The organism is Tumebacillus avium, from assembly GCF_002162355.1.
Taxonomy (GTDB): Bacteria; Bacillota; Bacilli; order Tumebacillales; family Tumebacillaceae; genus Tumebacillus_A; species Tumebacillus_A avium.
Genome location: NZ_CP021434.1, coordinates 3,236,640 through 3,253,580, shown reverse-complemented (window position 1 = coordinate 3,253,580; position 16,941 = coordinate 3,236,640). Strand labels below are relative to the sequence as shown.

13 protein-coding genes and 1 pseudogene are annotated in these 16,941 nt (G+C 57.3%); 2 read left to right on the top strand and 12 right to left on the bottom strand.

Annotated features, from left to right (window positions below):
• Positions 1-19: 19 nt before the first annotated feature.
• The 11 genes and pseudogenes from spoVE to namA all read right to left on the bottom strand — a co-directional run bounded on the left by spoVE (position 20) and on the right by namA (position 13,916).
• Entirely contained in the window at positions 20-1,120 is a 1,101-nt protein-coding gene (gene spoVE, locus CBW65_RS15715) for a stage V sporulation protein E (RefSeq protein WP_269767946.1), read from the bottom strand.
• Positions 1,121-1,158: 38 nt separating this feature from the next.
• Positions 1,159-2,514: a UDP-N-acetylmuramoyl-L-alanine--D-glutamate ligase gene (murD, locus tag CBW65_RS15710; protein ID WP_232463346.1), complete on the bottom strand. Its 1,356-nt coding sequence runs from the start codon at positions 2,512-2,514 to the stop codon at positions 1,159-1,161.
• A 16-nt stretch (positions 2,515-2,530) separates the two neighbouring features.
• Positions 2,531-3,493, bottom strand: a complete 963-nt coding sequence (mraY, locus tag CBW65_RS15705) for a phospho-N-acetylmuramoyl-pentapeptide-transferase (protein ID WP_087457656.1) — start codon at positions 3,491-3,493, stop codon at positions 2,531-2,533.
• Between the two features lie 46 nt (positions 3,494-3,539).
• Positions 3,540-4,928 (bottom strand): UDP-N-acetylmuramoyl-tripeptide--D-alanyl-D-alanine ligase, encoded by a 1,389-nt coding sequence (locus CBW65_RS15700; protein ID WP_087457655.1) that lies wholly within the window; start codon positions 4,926-4,928, stop codon positions 3,540-3,542.
• A 2-nt stretch (positions 4,929-4,930) separates the two neighbouring features.
• The gene (locus tag CBW65_RS15695) at positions 4,931-6,409 is read right to left on the bottom strand and encodes a UDP-N-acetylmuramoyl-L-alanyl-D-glutamate--2,6-diaminopimelate ligase (protein WP_087457654.1); all 1,479 of its coding nucleotides are present in this window, start codon (positions 6,407-6,409) and stop codon (positions 4,931-4,933) included.
• An 88-nt stretch (positions 6,410-6,497) separates the two neighbouring features.
• Positions 6,498-8,443, bottom strand: a pseudogene (locus CBW65_RS15690) (stage V sporulation protein D).
• Between the two features lie 148 nt (positions 8,444-8,591).
• A complete protein-coding gene (locus CBW65_RS15685; RefSeq protein ID WP_087457653.1) occupies positions 8,592-10,829 on the bottom strand; it encodes a penicillin-binding transpeptidase domain-containing protein in 2,238 nt (745 codons plus the stop codon).
• The gene (gene ftsL2 / locus CBW65_RS15680; protein WP_087457652.1) at positions 10,829-11,218 is read right to left on the bottom strand and encodes a cell division protein FtsL; all 390 of its coding nucleotides are present in this window, start codon (positions 11,216-11,218) and stop codon (positions 10,829-10,831) included. The genes CBW65_RS15685 and ftsL2 overlap by 1 nt, the downstream gene beginning before the upstream one ends.
• A gap of 37 nt (positions 11,219-11,255) precedes the next feature.
• Positions 11,256-12,203 (bottom strand): 16S rRNA (cytosine(1402)-N(4))-methyltransferase RsmH, encoded by a 948-nt coding sequence (rsmH, locus tag CBW65_RS15675; protein ID WP_087457651.1) that lies wholly within the window; start codon positions 12,201-12,203, stop codon positions 11,256-11,258.
• Positions 12,204-12,246: 43 nt separating this feature from the next.
• Positions 12,247-12,678, bottom strand: coding sequence for a division/cell wall cluster transcriptional repressor MraZ (gene mraZ, locus CBW65_RS15670; RefSeq protein WP_087457650.1), 432 nt, complete (start codon positions 12,676-12,678; stop codon positions 12,247-12,249).
• 218 nt (positions 12,679-12,896) lie between these two features.
• Complete coding sequence (gene namA / locus CBW65_RS15665) at positions 12,897-13,916, bottom strand: NADPH dehydrogenase NamA (protein ID WP_087457649.1); 1,020 nt, start codon at positions 13,914-13,916, stop codon at positions 12,897-12,899.
• A 149-nt stretch (positions 13,917-14,065) separates the two neighbouring features.
• Between namA and CBW65_RS15660 the strand changes: the two genes are divergently transcribed.
• Complete coding sequence (locus tag CBW65_RS15660) at positions 14,066-14,422, top strand: winged helix-turn-helix transcriptional regulator (RefSeq protein ID WP_087457648.1); 357 nt, start codon at positions 14,066-14,068, stop codon at positions 14,420-14,422.
• A 21-nt stretch (positions 14,423-14,443) separates the two neighbouring features.
• On the opposite strand, the gene CBW65_RS15655 is transcribed toward CBW65_RS15660, so the two are convergent.
• The gene (locus CBW65_RS15655; RefSeq protein ID WP_087457647.1) at positions 14,444-15,427 is read right to left on the bottom strand and encodes a hypothetical protein; all 984 of its coding nucleotides are present in this window, start codon (positions 15,425-15,427) and stop codon (positions 14,444-14,446) included.
• A gap of 136 nt (positions 15,428-15,563) precedes the next feature.
• On the opposite strand from CBW65_RS15655, the gene CBW65_RS15650 reads away from it, so the two are divergent.
• Positions 15,564-16,754, top strand: coding sequence for a GNAT family N-acetyltransferase (locus CBW65_RS15650; protein ID WP_198299630.1), 1,191 nt, complete (start codon positions 15,564-15,566; stop codon positions 16,752-16,754).
• The last annotated feature ends 187 nt before the right edge of the window (positions 16,755-16,941 follow it).

Genomic DNA, 16,941 nt, shown 5'->3' with positions numbered 1-16,941 from the left:
TAACGGGAAGCAGGGAGCGTCACCTCGTCTGTCGCGAGATGTTCAGCAGTATCCCCACCCCCGTAAGCATCAGTGTGAGCGATGATCCCCCATAGCTGATGAACGGAAGCGTAATCCCGGTGACCGGCATCGAGCCGGTGACAACCCCGACGTTGATGATCACCTGCACGGCGATCATCCCCGTGATGCCCACAGCGAGCAGCGAACCGAACGTATCGGGCGCGGTGATCGCGGTGCGCAGTCCCCGCCAGACCAGCAGCAGGAACAGTGCGAGCAGCGTAGCCCCGCCGATAAAGCCCAGCTCTTCGGCGAGAATCGAGAAGATAAAGTCGGTCTGCGGCTCCGGCAGGTAGAGGAACTTTTGCCGGCTGCGGCCAAGTCCCAAGCCGAGCAGCCCGCCCGGTCCAATCGCATACAGCGACTGGATGATGTGATACCCCTCGTCCAACTGATAAGCCCAAGGGTCCATAAAAGCGACGATCCTCTTCAACCGATACGGCGCCACCACGACAAGCGCGATGAACGCGGGAATTGCCAGACTGGCCAAACCGAGCAAGTGTTTGATTTGTGCCCCTGCGGCGAAGAGGATGATGATCACGGTGCCCATCAGGACGGTGCTCTGTCCGAGGTCAGGCTCCAGCATGATCAAACCGACAGCGGCGATGGCAATTCCAAGCGGCGGCAAAAGCCCTCGTTTAAACTCGACGATCCTGTCCTGATACCGCGACAGCATGTACGCAAAATAGATGATGATCCCGAGCTTGGCGAACTCAGACGGCTGAATCCCGAGGGAGCCGATCCCAAGCCAGGCCCGCGAACCCCCACGCACCGTACCGATGCCCGGAATCGCTACAGCGATCAAAAACAGAAAACAGATGATCAAAAGCGGTTTGGCGATTTTCTTCAGCTTGTGGTAGTCGTAGTTCATCATCGCAAACATCGAGATGATCCCAAGCACCGCCCACATCAATTGACGCTGGGCATAGAAGAAAGCATCACCCATTTTTTGAGCAGCTAGCACTGCACTGGCACTATAGACGATAATGACGCCGATTCCCAGAAGCATCAGTGTAGACAGGATGATCAGCGTGTCCGGATACGTTTTGATCTTGCCCTTCAAGGCAACGTTCACCCCCGGTGCTCGGTCTCGTCCAATCGCTATAATGTATGCACAGCTTTTTTAAACATGCTTCCTCTCTCTTCGAATGAACCAAACATGTCCCAGCTCGCGCACGCCGGGGACAGCAGCACGACATCACCCGGTTCTGCATGAGCCCGGGCCGCCGCGACCGCCGCTTCCAGCGTCGCCGTCTTCACGCCGCTGATGCCGGCCTGCTCCGCCACGCGCAGCATCTTGTCGGCCGCCTGGCCGATCGCCGCCACATATTTGACCTTCTTCGCAAACACCGGCACCAGTTCCAGAAAATCGACGCCGCGGTCGAGACCGCCTGCGATCAGCACCACGCTGTGATCGGCGAACGTGTTGATCGCCATCGTGGCTGCTGTCGAGTTGGTCGATTTTGAGTCATTGTAAAAAGCGACCCCGTCCTGCGTGGCCACATGCTCCAGGCGGTGTTCAACGCCGGAGAACGTGCGCGCCACTTGGGCGATCGCCCCTGCGTCCGCTCCGGCTGCCAGCGCCATCGCCGCCGCCGCGAGCAGATTTTCCAAGTTGTGTTCCCCTTTGAGCGCCACTTCGCTCACCGGGAGCAGAGAGAGTTCCTTGCCGTGCATACGAGCATGGATGTATCCATCCTTGACATAAACGCCCTCGTCTAATACCTCTTTCAGCGAAAAGGGGAACAACTTTGACTTGGCAAAGAATTTTACGTCGCGCGACAGGTCCTGGTCCCAATTCAGCACGGCGATGTCATCCTCCGTCTGGTTGGCGAACAGGCGGTACTTCGCGGCTTTGTATTCTTCCAGCGTCCCGTGATAGTCGAGGTGCGCCGGATAGATGTTTAACAAAGCCCCGATCTTCGGCCGGAACGCATCTGTCCCCATCAATTGAAACGACGACAGCTCAGCGACCAGCCACTGCTCGGCAGTCACCTCTTCCGCCACATCGCTCAAGGGGCGGCCGATGTTGCCGGCGACGACCGGATGCAGCCCCGCCGCCTCCAGCATTTCGCCGACCAGCGTCGTGGTTGTCGTCTTGCCGTTGCTGCCGGTGATGCCGATGATCGGCGCCTGGGTCAGACGATAGGCGATCTCTACTTCGGTCAGCACGGGGATGCAAAGCTCCAGCGCCTGCTTGACCGGTGGCGCGGTGTACGGAATCCCCGGATTCTTGACCACAAAATCGAGACCCGGATGGACGATGTCTTCCGGGTGCCCGCCGCCGATCACTTCAATGCCCAACGCTTGAAGTTCAGCAGCATCTTGTAAAATATCTGCAAGCGGCTTTTGGTCGTTGACCGTCACGTGCGCGCCGCGCGTATGTAAGAGGCGTGCGGCCGCCACGCCGGAGCGGGCGACACCAAGCACGAGCACGTTTTTCCCTTGAAAGTTCACGTTCCTCTTCACCTACTTATTTAAGATACAAAACCAGCGCGGAGACCGCGAGGCACAGACCTGCCGTCCAGAACGTCCCGACGACGCGCCACTCCGACCAGCCGAGCAGTTCGAAATGGTGATGCAGCGGGCTCATCTTGAACAGGCGCTTGCCAAATGTCTGGAACGAGATGACCTGGATGATGACCGACAGAACTTCGACCACAAACACGCCGCCGATCAGCACTAGCCAAATCTCCGTCTTGGTCAAAATCGCCACCGTCGCCAGCGCGCCGCCCAGAGCCAGCGAACCGGTATCGCCCATGAAGACTTTCGCCGGGTGCACGTTGAAGACGAGGAAACCGATCAAGCCGCCGACCATCGCCGCGCAGAAGATCGCCACGTCCATGTTCGACGTCCACCAAGCCAGCACCGCATACGAGCCAAAGGCGATCGCCGTCGTGCCGGCCGCCAAGCCGTCCAGACCGTCCGTCAAGTTTACAGCATTCGACGATGCGATGACGATCAGCACTAAGAACGGAAGATAGAAAAAGCCGAGATCCCACTGTACATTTAGAAACGGAATCGAAATCGTCATGTCGATCATGCCGGTATAAAACATCACCACATACAGCACAACGCCGACCAAAATCTGCCCGATCAGCTTTTGCCGGGCTTTCAGCCCCAGATTGCGCTTCAGCGCGACTTTGATGTAGTCATCCAAAAACCCGACCGTGCCGTACGCCAGCGTCACAAACAGGAGCAGCCAGAGTTCGGGCGACAAATCGGAAAATTTGATCGCCGTGATCGCCATGGCGATCAGGAAGATCACTCCGCCCATCGTCGGAGTTCCCGCTTTCTTTTGGTGCCCTTGCGGACCTTCCGCGCGGATCGCCTGACCAAACTTCAAGCGCCGCAAAAACGGGATGAACAGTGGACCGAGTAGAAGTGCGATTACAAAACTAACACCTGTCGTCCACAATAATATTTGCATATCCATGACCTCTGGTCCTCCCTTACCTTCAAAGCAAATCAGCGTGGGGCGCTTAGACGAGCGCCCGCACGATTTCTACAAATTTCATGCCAAGCGATGCTTTGACCAGCAGGATCGCGCCGCCGTCAGCATCGTCCGCATGTTGGCGCAGCACGTCTTCCAGATAGGCGACGGCCGCTGCGTTGTCTCCTGCTGCATAGATCTGTTCGGCCGGATAGCCGTTTTGGCGTGCGCCCAGCGCGATGTCCTGCGCGAGCTCACCGACGCAGACCAGTTGCTGCAACGGCAGCCCGGCCAGCTCAGCGCCGATCTCTTGATGCATACGCGCCGACTCCGGCCCTAATTCCAGCATGCCCCCAAGCACGGCCACCTTAAAACCGCCCGGCATCTCGGCAAACATCGTCAGCGCCGCCCGCATCGACGTCGGCGACGCATTGTACGCGTCGTCGATCACCGTGCCGCCCAGCTTCGCCCGCTTCACTTCCAGACGGCGTGCCGTCAGAGAGGATTTGGCGAGCCCGGCGCGGATCTCCTCCCCGCTCATGCCAAATGCCCGGCCGACCGCAACGGCAGCCAGTGCGTTGCCAAGCTGATGCTGGCCCATCACCGGCAGCTCATAGCGGGTCGCATCTCCGCTCACGGAGAAGCGGGAGCCGAGCACGCCGAGATTCTCCACCTCGACCGCCTGCAGATCGTTGTCCGCTCCAAAACCAAACCAGATCGTCTCCGCCTGCGTCTTGTGTGCGCGTTCGCGAAGCAAAGGCTCATCCCCAAACAGGATCGCTTTGCCGCCAGCGGGCAACTGCTCAATCAGTTCGCATTTCGCATCGGCGATGCCGGCGCGCGACCCGAGATATTCGATGTGCGCTTCGCCGATGTTGGTGATCACGCCCAGCTCCGGCGCGGCCAGCTTCGCCAGCAGTTCGATCTCGCCTGCGTGGTTCATGCCCATCTCCAGCACCGCGATGTCGGTGTCCGCTTCCAGCGCCAGCATCATCAACGGCAGCCCGATGTGATTGTTCAGGTTGCCAAGCGTCTTTTGCACTTTAAACGACTCGGCCAAAACGGCCGTTATCATATCTTTCGTAGAAGTCTTGCCGTTACTGCCCGTGATCCCGACCACACGCACAGAAAGTTGGCGGCGATACGCGGCTGCCAACCGCTGCAAAGCCAGCAGCGTGTCATCAACTTCGATCAGCGCAAGCCCTGTCTCCGGACGTGGATGGTCGCCCTGCCAAAATGCGGCCGCCGCCCCTTGCCCTTCGGCCTGCGCCAGAAAATCATGCGCGTCAAAACGCTCGCCGACGAGCGGCACAAACAGCATCCCCGTCATATCCTTGCGGGTGTCGGTGGATACGCCTGCGACCACTCGCCCGAAGTCGCCTTGGAGCAGCGTGCCGCCTGCCATCCCGGCGATCTCTTGCAAAGTTCTTTTGATCATGCTTACGCTTCACCTCGAATCGCCTGAGCTGCTACTTCCCGGTCATCAAAATGGTGTTTGGTCTTGCCGATGATCTGGTAAGTCTCATGCCCTTTCCCGGCGATCATGATCACATCGCCCGCTTCGGCCTTGGCCACCGCATACCGAATCGCTTCTCTGCGGTCGGTGATGCGCACATAGCGGTCTTTTGCATCCTGCACGCCCGCTTCCATGTCGTCGACGATCTGCTCCGGATCTTCCGTGCGCGGATTGTCTGACGTCAAGATCGCCAGGTCGGCATATTCCACCGCGATGCGCGCCATCAGCGGACGCTTCGTGCGGTCGCGGTCCCCGCCGCAGCCCACCACGCAATAGACCTTGTTTTTCGCAAACTCGCGCACCGTCTTCATCACGTTTTCCAGCGAGTCTGGCGTATGCGAGTAGTCGACGATCACCGTGAAGTCCTGTCCGGCCTGCACCGTTTCAAAACGTCCGTTTACGCCGGGGATCGATTCGAGCGACTTTTTAATGGAAGAGAACGGAATTCCTTCGACCAGACCTGCCGTCATTGCGGCCAGGGCATTGTAGACGTTAAACTTGCCGGTCAGCTGCAGTGCGAAGCTCTCCTGGCCATATACGCTCTCCACTTTGAACGAAACGCCGCTCGCTTCCACCTGCACATCGACGGCGCGAACGTCCGCCTCCGCATCGATGCCGTACGTGATCACTTGCGCGGTTGTTGCATCGCGGAAATGCTCAGATGCTGCATCATCGGCGTTTAAGATCGCCACTTTGTTGTTGTGCACGCCATCTTGATAGGTGTTGCCGAGGCGCGCAAACAGCTTCGCTTTCGCATTGCGGTACGCTTCCATCGAACCGTGAAAATCAAGATGATCCTGCGTCAGATTCGTAAAGATCGCCAGATGATAATCCGTCCCCGCCGCCCGCTTCAGATCGAGCGCATGGGACGACACTTCGGTGATCCCGTATTCGGTTCCCGCCTCGCGCATCCGGTGGAACAGTTCCTGCAGATCGGCCACATCGGGCGTCGTGTTCTCCATCGGGATCTCTTCGGTCCCGATCTTCGCCATGATCGTGCCGATCACGCCGGTCTGCTTGCCCGCGTCGCTCAAGATGCGGTCGATCAAAAAGGTGGTCGTCGTCTTGCCGTTTGTGCCGGTGATGCCGATCACTTTCATCGCCTGGGACGGATGACGATAGAAAACGGACGCAAGCACCGCAGTTGCCGCCCGTGTGTCTCGGACGACGACTTGCGGTGCTGAGAGCCCCTCGATCGCTTGTTCAACCACGACAGCGGCAGCGCCCGCTTGCACTGCGCCTTGTACAAAATCATGGCCGTCCACCGTGTAGCCGCGCAGCGCGATAAACAGGCTGCCCGGCTGTACACGGCGCGAATCGGCCGTTATATTCGTTATTTCGACGTCATCGGAACCGATGACCGTTTTGATTAAAATCGGAGCTGTCAACTCGCTGAGCCGCACCGGGGGTTCCTCCTCTTGCGCGCCAAAAATAGAACGCTGTTTCTCAAACACTCTCATTATTAACCAAACCACTCCCTAAGCACAAGGCTTAGGGGGTGGGTTTATCCGGTTTATCCGACAAGTACAGCCGAACTGTCGAACCTGGCGCCACTTTCGCGCCCGCTTTTGGCTGTTGTTCGACGATATAGTCGCCTTTGCCTGACGTCTCCACTTTCAGCTGCAGGCCGGAGCCGTACATCTCTTTTTGCGCTTCGGCGACCGTCATGCCGGCGATCGGCGGGACTTCGATCGGCTTGATATCGGTGAACTGGTATTCGCGCTTCAAGCCGTCAGTGCTCGGTTGGACGCCAAGGTAGTGCAGGGAGTCGGCGAGCACGTTGCCGACGACCGGCGCTGCGATGATCCCCCGAAGACGAGCGGCGCTTTCGGGTTGTCGATCGCGACGTAGGCGACGAGGCGCGGGTTGTCGACCGGAGCCATCCCGATAAAGGATACGATGTAATGGCCCGATTTATAAGCGCCGTTTTCCGCAACCTGCGCCGTACCGGTCTTGCCGCCGACGCGGTAGCCTTCCAGATAGGCGTTTTTACCGGAGCCGCGCGCGACGACCGACTCCAAGGTTTCGCGCACCTGTTTCGCCGTGCTTTCCGAGACGACGCGGCGCACCACTTCCGGCTCCACCTTTTCGGTCACTTGATCGGTTTCCGGGTCGCGCCACTCTTTGACCACCTGCGGCTTCATCAGTTCGCCGCCGTTGGCGATCGCCGAGACTGCCATCACCTGCTGAATCGGAGTGACCGCCACCCCTTGCCCAAACGACGTGGTCGCCAGTTCCAGCGGACCTACGTTTTTCAGGTTGAACATGACGCCTTTCCCTTCGCCCGGCAGTTCGATGCCCGACTTTTGGCCGAAGCCGAATTTATCAATATAGCTGAACAACGTTTCTTTGCCCAGCTTCTCTCCCATCAGCATGAAGCCAGGGTTGCAGGAGTTCTCGACGACATCAAGCATCGTCTCCGACCCATGGCCGCCCGCTTTCCAACAGCGGATCTTATGCCCGGCCACCTCGTAGTAGCCCGGATCATAAAACGGGTCGGTCAGCGTGATCTTCTTCTCTTCCAGCGCTGCAGCAAGCGTGACGATCTTAAACGTCGAGCCCGGCTCGAAGTTCTTCCAGATCGCCAAGTTGCGGTTGTACGTCTCCTGCGGGTAGCTGCGATAGCTGCCCGGCTTGAAATTCGGATAGTTGGCCAAAGACAGAATCTCGCCGGTGTTTGGGTCGGCGACGATCATCATCGCTTCATCCGGGTTGTACTGCGCGACCACATTTTCCATCTCGCGCTCGACAAACGTCTGAATCTCCGCATCGAGCGTGGTCACCAGTTTCTCCCCGTCTTTCGGTGCGACATACTCGTCGTTTTCCTGCGGCATCTCCTGCCCCCGGGCGTTGGCGAAAAAGGAAATGCGGCCGCGCTCGCCTTTCAGGCGGTCGTCATACCAGCGCTCCAGACCGGTCAGGCCTTGGTTGTCCACGCCGGAAAAACCAAGCACGTGCGCAGCCAGTCCGTCATAAGGATAATAGCGCTTGCCCTCTTCGGTCACATGGATGCCCGGCAGGTTCAACGTGCGCACCTGACGCGCTTTTTCATCGGTGATCTTGCGCCCGCCCGGCTGCAGATACACAAGCAGGGTGCGCTTGGAAATCGTTTTCAGCACCTTTTCATAGGTCATGCCTAAGACCGGTGCCAGCTGTTTGGCCGTGCCTTCTTTGTCTTTGACCTGGGCCGGGATGGCGACCACAGTCGGCGCGCTGCCGTTATAGGCCAGCACTTCGCCGTTGCGGTCGGTGATCACCCCGCGCTTCGGCTCGACCGGGATATTCCGCCGCCACAGGTCTTCTGCGTGCGCTGTCAGCCAGGGAGATTGAACCATTTGCACATATCCAAGGCGCAGCACCAGCGCACAAAACACGGCGGCCAAAGTCATCAGCACAATCACGAGTCGTTTCCGTATCATTCCGTTCGATACTCGCAAAACTGGACGCCTCCTTTTTGCAAAACAGGGGTAAGGTTCTCAAATAAGTAGTACAACCATTACCAACGTTATGCGGCAGGAGACGTGACAAGTACTCTTTGTCCGAAGCGTCACAACTTGTTCATCTCAACATAGAAAACCCGCAGCGTCAAGACTGCTGCGGGGAGAGTGTGATCTTCACAGGACTGCCGACGGGAACAAGCGTGCCCGCGGGCGTTTCCTGTTTCGTTACATATCCGGTTCCGGTCGGGTCGACCGTCAACTGCAAGAGCGCCAGCGTTTCGATCGCTTCCCGCAGCGACAATCCGGTCAGGTCGGGCAGTTTCACCTTGCCTTCCGCGCTGCCTTCCGGTCCGTAATACAATTTGATCGAAGCGCCCTCCGGCACCTGGCCCGTACCGGCATCCGGCCACTGGCCGGTCACCTTCGGACCATCGCCTACGGAGATCAGTTTCAGCTTGCTGCTTTCTGCGAGCTTGGCGGCGCTGTCTTTCGTCGCCCCGACAAAATCAGGCACGTCCACAAACGCCTTGGGCGTCTGGTTTTTTGCCGGCTGCTGTGCTTGTCCGTTCGCAGTTGCCGTCTTGCCATGGCCAAGATCGTTCGGATCGGCCGGCACCTGGTAGTAGCGCAGGGCATTTTCCAGCACCGCTTTGCCGGACGGTTCGGCAATGTAGGAACCGAACATGAACGGCGCGTTGCGCGTCGGCTGGTCGACCGTCACATAGATCAAAAATTTCGGCTTGTCGGCCGGCGCAAATCCGATAAACGACAAGCGGTAGGCATCATCTTGGTACCCGGTGCGGTCTTCCTTTGGAACCTGTGCCGTCCCCGTCTTGCCCGCCACATGATACCCTTTGATGTAGCCATGAGACGGATCCTCTACACTAATCGTCTCCTCCATGACTTCGCGAACGGTGCTCATCACTTCTTCGTTCGCCACTTCGGAGATGACTTTCGGTTTTACTTCGCTGACCGTCTTGCCGGTCGCCTGATCGCGGAATTCTTTGACCACATGCGGCTGATAGACTTTGCCGCCGTTGGCGATCGCCATCATCGCAGCCACCTGCTGCATCGGCGTGACCGAGACCCCTTGACCAAACGACGTCGAGGCCAAGTCGACATCGCGCATCTTCGGAACATCAAACAAGGTCGACTGCTCTTCACCCGGCAGGTCAATGCCGGTCTTCTTGTTGAAACCGAAGTCATACAGGTACTCATACAGCGACTCTTTGCCGAGCTTCTGGCCGATCTTGACAAAACCTACGTTGGAGGAGTTGTAGACCCCTTCGCGGTAGGTGATCGTGCCGAAGCCGTAGCCGTTCCAGTCTTTGATCAAAAGCCCGTTGACTTCGATCTGGCCGGATACAAACTTTTCGCTCAGATCCACTTTATGCTCGGCAAGCGCCGCCGTCAGCACGAAAGACTTGAACGTGGAGCCCGGTTCGAACGAGCGCAAAGCCCAGTTGTTCCACAGGGACTCCGGCTCCGCTTTCGCATATTCGGCCGGATTATAGTGCGGGCGGTTGCCCAGCGCCAGGATCTCGCCGTTATTCGGATCGGCGACGATGATCGTAGCGTGTTTCGGCCCGTATTTGTTCATGATGTTGTCGAGCTCTTCTTCCACAAAATGCTGAATCGTCGAATCGATGGTCAGCACGATGTCTTCCCCGTCCACCGCCTGCTTGGTCGTCTCCGGCTCATAGTTCGGCAGCGGATTGCCGTTGCGGTCGGTGTACATGACCACGGTGCCCGGCTTTCCGGCCAGCTTGTCATTGTAGACCGACTCGACCCCGGCCAGACCGATCTCCTTTTTTTCCTGATCGTTGATCCCGATATAGCCCAGCACATGCGCGGCAAAGTTGCCGTTTGGATAGCGGCGAATGTCTTTGCGGAATGTGTTGATGCCAAGCAGTTTGTTCTGCTTGTGCATCGCTTCAAGCTTCTCGTGCACGACCGAGTCTACTTTGGCCCCTTTCGGCCCGATGCCGACCGCTTTCGGTCTGTCCTTCTCCGGTATGCTCGCATATTTGGCCGGATCGATGTACTTCATCAGCTCCGGCTCGGTCATTCCAACGAGCGGCGCGAGAAACTGCGAATACATCTCCGTTGTCTCGCCCCACTCTTTCATCGCCTCCGTATTGACGGAGACGCTGATCTCATAAGCCACACCGGTAAAAGCCAGCTTTTGCCCTTCGCGGTCATAGATCGTGCCGCGTGTTCCGGGGATGTCCACCGACGCGACCAGCCAATCCTGCGCCTTTGCCGACAGTTCGTCAGCTTGGGCGACCTGGATGTACATCAGCCGCACAACGAGAGACAAGAGACCGACCATCAGACAAAATCCTAAGAGTCGCACCCGTTTTTTGAACACGCGCTCGCTCATCAGTTCTGGCTCCCCGGAAGGATGATCAGGTTGCTGTCCTGCACCGACTTCATCCCCAGCTTGTTCGCCGCGTAGCTTTTGACGCGCTCCGGCGACTCCAGCTCCAGCATTTGCTGCTCCAGCTTCAGTTTGTCATCCTGCAGCGCTTGCAGCTCCGATTTCTGACTTTCGAGCTCGTAGCTGAGGCTGACCATCGACGCATAGCGCGAGACGAGCCCCAGTGCGATCACGATGCAGACGAGGATCGTGCCGAGCCACTTCAGTTTTTCTTTTGCTTCCTGTTTCGATCGTTCCGAGCGGGGGACTGTCCCCGTCTTCGGCTTTTGATATGGAACCGCCTCCTGCTGTTTCGGCAAGTTGCGCGCTAGATTATCCCGGTACATCGACATCGTGTTACTTCTCCCTTCTTTGCTCCCAGTAAGCCCGTTAGAGTTTCTCGGCGATGCGCAATTTGGCGGAACGTGCCCGTGGGTTGTGCGCCAGCTCTTCTTCGGACGGCATGATCGGCTTGCGGGTGATGATCTTCACCTTCGGCTCGTTGCTGCACTGGCAGATCGGCAGCTGCGGCGGACAGATGCATCCTTTTGCCGCTTCCTGCAAAGCCAGTTTGGCGATGCGGTCCTCTAAAGAATGGAAGGTGATGATCGCCACGCGACCGCCCGGATTCAAGACCCGGATGGCTTGCTGAATCGCCTCGGCGAAGACATTCAGCTCGTCGTTGACCGCGATGCGGATCGCTTGGAACGTCCGTTTCGCGGGATGTGGCCCTTCCCTGCGCGCTGCGGCTGGGATAGCCGCTTTGATGATGTCGACCAATTGGCCGGTCGATTCGATCGGCCCTTTCGCTCTTTCACGCACGATAAATTCGGCGATGCGCTTTGACCATTTCTCTTCGGCATATTCAAACAAGATCTTGGCCAGTTCGTCCTGGCTATACGTGTTCACCAGATCGTGCGCGGTGAACGGCTGCGTCTTATCCATTCGCATGTCCAGCGGTGCATCGTGTTGATAAGAGAATCCACGCTCTCCCTCGTCGAGCTGCGGCGAGGAGACGCCAAGGTCAAACAGCACCCCGTCGACACCTTCAAGGCCAAGTTCAGCTACGATCTCCTCTAATCGGCGAAAATTGGAATGGACGATCGTAAAGCGGCCTTCGTAAGGCGCGAGCACGTTTTGCGCATTGGCGATTGCGGTCAGGTCCTGGTCGATGGCGATCAGGCGGCCGGTCGGCGAACTGGCCTGCAAGATGCGCCCCGAGTGTCCTGCTCCGCCCAGCGTGCAGTCTACATAGATATGGTCTGGCTCCGGTTGCAGAGCCTCCACAGCCTCAGTGGCAAATACGGATACATGATGAAATGTGGTTTCTTCTGGCATGGGTTCAATACACCTCAAGTCTAAGCGATGGTGATGTGCTGTGTTACAGGTCCAAGTCTACAAGTTTTTCCGCAATCTCCCCGAAAGTGTCGGCTGCGTTCAGTGTGTAATCTTCCCACACTTCCTTCGCCCAGATCTCCACCCGGCCCGAGACTCCGATCACCACGCAGTCGCGATTTAGCTTCGCGTACTCGCGCAAGTTGTTCGGAATGTTGGCGCGCCCTTGTTTGTCCAAGTCGCACTCGGTCGCTCCGGAGAAGAAAAATCGGGAAAAGGCGCGGGCATCCGCTCTCGTGAATGGAAGACTTTTCAACTTTGCCTCTATCGTCTCCCACTCGCTTCTGGGGTATACAAACAGGCAATTGTCCAAGCCACGGGTCACAACAAACGACGCGCCAAGGCCGTCCCGGAATTTGGCCGGGATGATCAGTCGCCCTTTATCGTCAATACTGTGTTGAAATTCCCCCATGAACATGTCCATTCACCCACTTTACGGAAAGGTGCTCCACTTTCCCCCACTTTCCACCACTCCGACTGTTATTCTGTCCTATAAATAGAAATCCTGCCACTTCAATGGTTGAAATGGCAGGATTTCGGCCTTCTTATGGAAAATGATTCTCTGGACTCACGAACATACTTTCGCCTTCGTGACGCTGGTTTGACGAACAAAAGGCGAACAGAGCAGATTCGCTCTTAATACGCGTATTTGTATACGTTCGGCAGCTCGAGTTCCGCGCCCAATTCCAAGGCGGCTGTTTTGGCAAAATGCGGGTTGCGCAGCAGTTCGCGCCCCACCGCCACCACATCGGCACGCCCGTTTTGCAGCGCTTCTTCCATCAAAGCGGGATTGTGCAGCAGACCGACCGCAATCGTCGGGATCTCCGCCCCGTGCTTGATCGCTTCGGCAAACTGCAGCTGGTAGCCCGGATAGATCGCCGGTGGAGCGGTCGGCAGCGAACCGCCGGAGGAAACGTCGATCATGTCAACGCCCGCCTCTTTAAACTGCTTCGCCATTTCCACCATCTCGTCCAGCGAGTAGCCTTCCTCCGAATATTCGGAAGCGGAGACGCGCATCAACAGCGGCATGTCGTCCGGGATGACCGCTTTTACCCCGCGAATCACCTGCAGCGGGAAGCGCAGGCGGTTTTCCAGCGCACCGCCGTACTCGTCGGTGCGCTTGTTGGTCAGCGGCGAGAGGAACTGGTTGATCAGGTAGCCGTGCGCGCCGTGGATCTCAATTGTGTCAAAACCGGCTTTCACCGCTCGCACCGCAGCGTCTGCAAAGGCGGTGACGATCTCTTGGATCTCCCCGGTCGTCAGTTCTTGCGGCGTGTTGTAGCGGTCAAAGTGCGTAAACGCAGACGGCGCCACATTTGGCTCCGGCGTTTCCGCTTTTGTGCCGGCGTGGGCGATCTGAATCGCCGTCTTGGCGCCGTATGATTTGCAAAGTTCAACGATGCGGGCGAGACCTGCGATGTGGTCATCCGAATAGATCCCCACGTCGCCCGTCGAGATGCGGCCGCGCGCTTCGACGCCGGACGCTTCGACCATCACCAGACCAACGCCGCCGATCGCACGCGACACGTAGTGGACGAGATGCCAGTCGGTGACCGTCCCGTCCTCGTTCGCCTGGTATTGGCACATCGGAGACATCATGATTCTATTTTTCAATTCCATACCTTTTAAAGTAAACGAGTCAAACAAACCTGCCATTTGCCAAACTCCTCTCACGTTGGGTTTTCGTACCACTTCAACACAATAGCAAAATAACTTTTCTAAGTAAAGTAATGCGCTTCACAATACTTCTGCCCGTTTCGTGCTATAATAGTTCACATACTACATGAAAAAGAAGGTGGGGAGCGATGGCACAGCAAGAGAATCAATGCTGCCCAATCGAGGTTACGCTCGGGATTATCGGCAAAAAGTGGACCGTGCTGATCATCCGCGAACTGTTTGACGGCAAAAAACGCTTTTCCGAAATCGCGTCCAGCCTGCCGATCTCATCGAAGCTGCTAACCGAACGACTGAAAGAATTAGAAGAGCACGGGATCATCGACCGGACCTTGTATCCGGAGATCCCGCCGCGCGTCGAATACACTTTGACGGAGAGCGGCAAAACGCTCTCCACCGTGCTGGATGCTCTGCGCACCTGGGGCGCCGACCACTACGCCGCCCGTTGTCAGGCAGAAGCAGACGCACAAGAAAACCCTCAGCCCTAAGCGGCGGAGGGTTTTTCTTTTTTACAGGCCAAGCGAATCGCGCAGCTCCGGATTGTGTTTCGGCCGCCACGAGAACAGCTCAACCCAGAAATGAAAGATCGTCAGGCCCAGCAGTCCGTAGACCAAAGGCGAATGGTGCGCTTCATTGAACCTGACCAGCACGACGGCGATTACAGTATAGAGCATGGTAAATCCCCAAAACTTCGCGAAAAACCGGGTTTGTCTGCCTTTCGCCCACCTTTTGATCCGTTTGTTTTTCCCGTCATGGTAGTGCAGGGCCAGCCCGATGTATTGCAAGGAATGTGGAATCGAGATCAAGGCGTACATCAGCAAGAAGCTGTCTGTGCAGAAGTAGATCACCCCAAACGCCGCCACCGCCGACAGCATCGTCCAAAAGGCGGGCAGGTTCAGCGTCCCGTGCAGCCAGCGCCAGCCCGCGAACAGCAGCCAGAAGACGAGCAGGATGCCGTAGAGCACGGTGAGCAGAAACGCCGCCTCTTCCGGCAGATGAAACCGGTACAGCGTGATCGTATAGAAACCAAACTCGCCCGGCCGCGCGAACTGGATCAACAGCGGCAAAAAGAGCAGGAGATGCACAAGTACTTTATCCGCTTGGTAATCGCGCTTGCTGCCTTTCCCCACCTTGGCTTTGTACAGCATCGCGATCCCCCAGTGCTGACGGGCAAAATGCCACAGCCCCCAATAGACGTAGACCGACATGAACAAAGACAGATTCCACGCCGAAAGCACAGCCGAGCCGATCAGGATCAGCCAGCCCATGTGGACATAGCGCATGGGGTCATGTCGCCAAAACGTCCCGTCCCGGAACAACAGTGTCCAGTTCGTCCCGATATGCACCCCCGACAAGAGCAGCGAACCCAGCGCCACCGCCGCGATCACCCCTTGCGGCGCACCGTCGAGCGGCAGCAACAGCAGCACCGCCGTGATCGGTATGATCAGCCAGCTCACATCAAATCCGGCACTCCGCAGCCAGACGTTTTCCATCTTGCCAACACCTCCAAAATCACTCTTATAGTGTAATATTACACTATACGTTCCGTTTTGCAAGGTGTTTCTGCCCAGAAGGGAAAGCCTTCCAGATCGAGAATATGTATCGGAACGAATGAAAGGTGTGATTCTTTTGACCCTTGAAGTGCGCCGCATTGCAGAACAGGAATGGGAAATGTACTGCCAGATTCGCGCAGAGTCGTATCACCAGCTCTACCCGGAACGGGCAGTGGAAATGCGTCACCTGACCGATCTGAACGACACGCGCTGCGTGTTTGTCGACGGCGAAATGAAAGTGACGGGGCGTTTGTTCGCTTATACGCAATACCTGCACGGCCAGGCCCTCCCGATGGGCGGCGTCGCTTCGATCGCCACGCGCATCGAAGAGCGCGGCCAAGGCTATGTCCGCGCCATGCTCTCGGCGATGCTGCAGGAGCTGAAGGAGAACGGCGTGCCGGTCAGCTGCCTGCACCCGAGCTCTTATGCTTTCTATCGGCAGTTCGGCTATGAGTATTGCTGTGAGAAGCGGATTTTCAAATCCCCCGCTTCGTCCAGGCTGTTTGCAACTCCGGCCTCCCCAGACAGCGGTCGCGTCATCCGCAGCAGCCCCGAGGAACTGGACACGCTGAAATCCCTTTATGAACGTGAGGCGAAGTCCCGCAATGGCTTGCTGCAGCGCACCGACCGCGAGTGGGTGAAAATCGTGCAAAATGTCTTCGGCGGACCGAAACCGCAGATCTACCTCTGGATCGATGCGCAAAACGAACCGCAAGGCTACATGGTGCTGATCCAAGAGGAAGGACATAAAAAGTTCGTCAAAGAGCTGATTGCCGCCAACATCGACGCGCAAAAAGGGCTGCTCGCGCTGCTCGAACGCGACAACCTGCTCCAAGGCTGGGAGTGGGAGACCGGCATCGACTCGATCCTCCCTGCCCTGCTCCATGATCCGAAACAGATGAAGTCGGACACGGAAAACTGGTTTATGGGGCGGATCGTTGATGTGACGACCGCTTGGAAAGTGACTTCCCCGCAGGCCCAGACAGGCAGTGTGCGCCTTGGCGTCACCGATACGTTTGCACCGTGGAACGAAGGAACCTGGCAAGTGACCGTAGAGCAGTCCGGGCAAGCGGAAGTGGCGGCCAGCAGTGAGCCGGCACAAGCAAGCGCCGACATCGGCACCTGGACGCAGTTGTTCTATGGTTATCTTTCTGTCGAACAAGCACTATTTCTCGGGAAATTATCCGTTCACGACCCGAACGTGCTTCCCGTCCTGAGCAGTCTCTGGACCAGCAGCCAGAAACCGCTGATGCTCGATTACTTCTAAATAAGAAGACAATAAAAAGCGGCAGGTCTCATGATGAGACCTGCCGCTTGGTTTTTAGGCAAAAAAAAGTGATCGACAAGCGGAGGGGCTCATCGATCTCAATTTGGGGTCACTTATAAATCGCAACGATTACGATTTACTACCGTTATTATACAGTCCGTTCCAGCTCTTGTAAATAGATTTCCAA

Coding starts and splice junctions, on each gene's coding strand:
- mraY (WP_087457656.1), bottom strand. CDS start 3,493: ATGGATATGCAAATATTATTGTGGACGACAGGTGTTAGTTTTGTAATC.
- CBW65_RS15700 (WP_087457655.1), bottom strand. CDS start 4,928: ATGATCAAAAGAACTTTGCAAGAGATCGCCGGGATGGCAGGCGGCACG.
- CBW65_RS15685 (WP_087457653.1), bottom strand. CDS start 10,829: ATGAGCGAGCGCGTGTTCAAAAAACGGGTGCGACTCTTAGGATTTTGT.
- ftsL2 (WP_087457652.1), bottom strand. CDS start 11,218: ATGTCGATGTACCGGGATAATCTAGCGCGCAACTTGCCGAAACAGCAG.
- rsmH (WP_087457651.1), bottom strand. CDS start 12,203: ATGCCAGAAGAAACCACATTTCATCATGTATCCGTATTTGCCACTGAG.
- mraZ (WP_087457650.1), bottom strand. CDS start 12,678: ATGTTCATGGGGGAATTTCAACACAGTATTGACGATAAAGGGCGACTG.
- namA (WP_087457649.1), bottom strand. CDS start 13,916: ATGGCAGGTTTGTTTGACTCGTTTACTTTAAAAGGTATGGAATTGAAA.
- CBW65_RS15660 (WP_087457648.1), top strand. CDS start 14,066: ATGGCACAGCAAGAGAATCAATGCTGCCCAATCGAGGTTACGCTCGGG.
- CBW65_RS15655 (WP_087457647.1), bottom strand. CDS start 15,427: ATGGAAAACGTCTGGCTGCGGAGTGCCGGATTTGATGTGAGCTGGCTG.